Genomic DNA, 1,809 nt, shown 5'->3' on the forward strand with positions numbered 1-1,809 from the left:
GGCTAGCTCTCTAGTACGTCATGAAGTTATCAAGACTACTTTGCCAAAAGCAAAAGAGCTACGTCGCGTAGTTGAGCCTTTGATTACACTAGCTAAGACTGACAGTGTTGCTAACCGTCGTCTAGCATTTGCACGTACTCGTGATAACGAAGTAGTTGCAAAACTGTTTAACGAACTAGGTCCACGTTTTGCTGCTCGTCAGGGCGGTTACACTCGTATCCTAAAAGCTGGCTTCCGTGCTGGTGATAAAGCTCCAATGGCTTACATTGAGCTTGTAGATCGCCCAGCTGCTGAAGAAGCTGCTGAGTAATCAGTTCGTAAGAACAAAAAAGCCGAGCATTAGCTCGGCTTTTTTGTATCTGTTATTTGCGGTCTGTAATTTACAAAAGAGTCACTGAGTAAGCTTTTGAGATCGCCCCTCTGCTCTAATCTTTTGCTATCAGATGCTTTCAGAACCGCATTTATCTAGCGTCCAACTGGGTTTTAGTTACTTGGCCCCCACAAGCCACTTAGCGAACTGAGTAAACCTTCACTTGCACCTTGTTTGCCTAAGTAATCAAGTATGACGGGGGCAAACTGGCTGATCATTGCTGGGTCTAACCCCAACTTATCAAATGTCCCTTGTACCGCACTGAGACTTTCAATATTACCTAACATACTCGAAGCGCCGTCTAAGCTCGACATGCCGGGGATCAGAGATTTGAGTTCACTGCTGTTTTGGTCTGACAACTGGCTTTGTGCCAACGCCAACAAGGCACCAGTACCGCCAGCCGCCTGTTCAGTTGAAACCGGTAATTTGCTCGTCAGCAAATCAGACAGTGGAGAAGACTCAGCTCCCATGCTTTGGCTGACCATATCCATTAGCCCTTCTTGTTTATCTTTATCGGTCACAGTATCCAGAAAGGCATGAGCCGTACCAATACTCATTGAGAGTAGAGTCAAGGTTAAGAGTGTTTTACGCATGGTACCTCCATGTGGCTTGCGATTATTGTTGTTTATTCATTACTTAAGATAACAGAGACATTAAGGGTGCTTTGCTTAAGCCTGTTTATTTTAGACAAAAAAAGCGGCGCTCGTGAGCGCCGCTTAGAATTTGTATTGAGGAGAGCCTCAATTACAGGATGTCTAGTAGTTCTACTTCAAATACTAGAGCAGCAAATGGAGGGATCGCAGCACCTGCGCCACGCTCACCGTATGCTAGATCTTGTGGGATGTATAGTTTCCACTTAGAGCCAACAGGCATGAGTTGAAGCGCTTCAACCCAACCTTTGATTACGCCAGTTACTGGGAACTCAGCTGGTTGACCGCGAGATACTGAGCTGTCGAATACTGTGCCGTCAGTAAGTTCGCCGTGGTAGTGAACGCGAACTTGCTTGTCAGAAGTTGGGATTTCACCCGTACCTTCAGTGATGATCTCGTACTGAAGACCAGACTCAAGAACGGTGACTTCTGGACGTAGAGCGTTGTCTTTTAAGAATACTTCACCGTCAGCCGCTGCCGCTTTAGCTGCTTCTTGACGAACCGCTTCAGCGCGAGTGTGTAGCTCTTGCAGTGCGTTGTTGATTTCGTCAACTTCGATAGCTGGCATGTCACCAGTTAGTGCTGTCGCAATACCAGCCGCGATAGCGTCAACGTTAAGACCTTCTAGGCCAGAACCCGCTAGCTGTTGACCCATTTGCAGACCAATACCGTAGCTCGCTTTTTGTTCTGCAGTTTCAAAATTAATTTCAGACATGAATGTTGCTCTTGTAAGAAGTAATAAAACCACAGGATATCAGGTTCAAGCTCGGGTTTAAATGATTGCGCTCG

General features: G+C 46.3%; 3 protein-coding genes. 1 reads left to right on the plus strand and 2 read right to left on the minus strand.

Going from position 1 to position 1,809, the window contains the following annotated elements:
* Positions 1–310, plus strand: a 310-nt coding sequence (rplQ, locus tag AND4_RS18850; protein ID WP_009844586.1) for a 50S ribosomal protein L17, incomplete at its 5' end; no start/stop codon positions are given.
* 173 nt (positions 311–483) lie between these two features.
* Here the strand turns inward: rplQ and AND4_RS18855 are convergent.
* The gene (locus AND4_RS18855; protein ID WP_009844587.1) at positions 484–963 is read right to left on the minus strand and encodes a DUF2780 domain-containing protein; all 480 of its coding nucleotides are present in this window, start codon (positions 961–963) and stop codon (positions 484–486) included.
* A gap of 151 nt (positions 964–1,114) precedes the next feature.
* A complete protein-coding gene (locus AND4_RS18860) occupies positions 1,115–1,735 on the minus strand; it encodes an FKBP-type peptidyl-prolyl cis-trans isomerase (protein WP_009844588.1) in 621 nt (206 codons plus the stop codon).
* Positions 1,736–1,809 lie beyond the last annotated feature (74 nt).

Source organism: Vibrio sp. AND4 (assembly GCF_000171815.1).
GTDB lineage: Bacteria > Pseudomonadota > Gammaproteobacteria > Enterobacterales > Vibrionaceae > Vibrio.

What these genes read in the sequence shown, in the direction of transcription:
- AND4_RS18855 (WP_009844587.1), bottom strand. Translation starts at nt 963, where the DNA reads ATGCGTAAAACACTCTTAACCTTGACTCTACTCTCAATGAGTATTGGT.
- AND4_RS18860 (WP_009844588.1), bottom strand. Translation starts at nt 1,735, where the DNA reads ATGTCTGAAATTAATTTTGAAACTGCAGAACAAAAAGCGAGCTACGGT.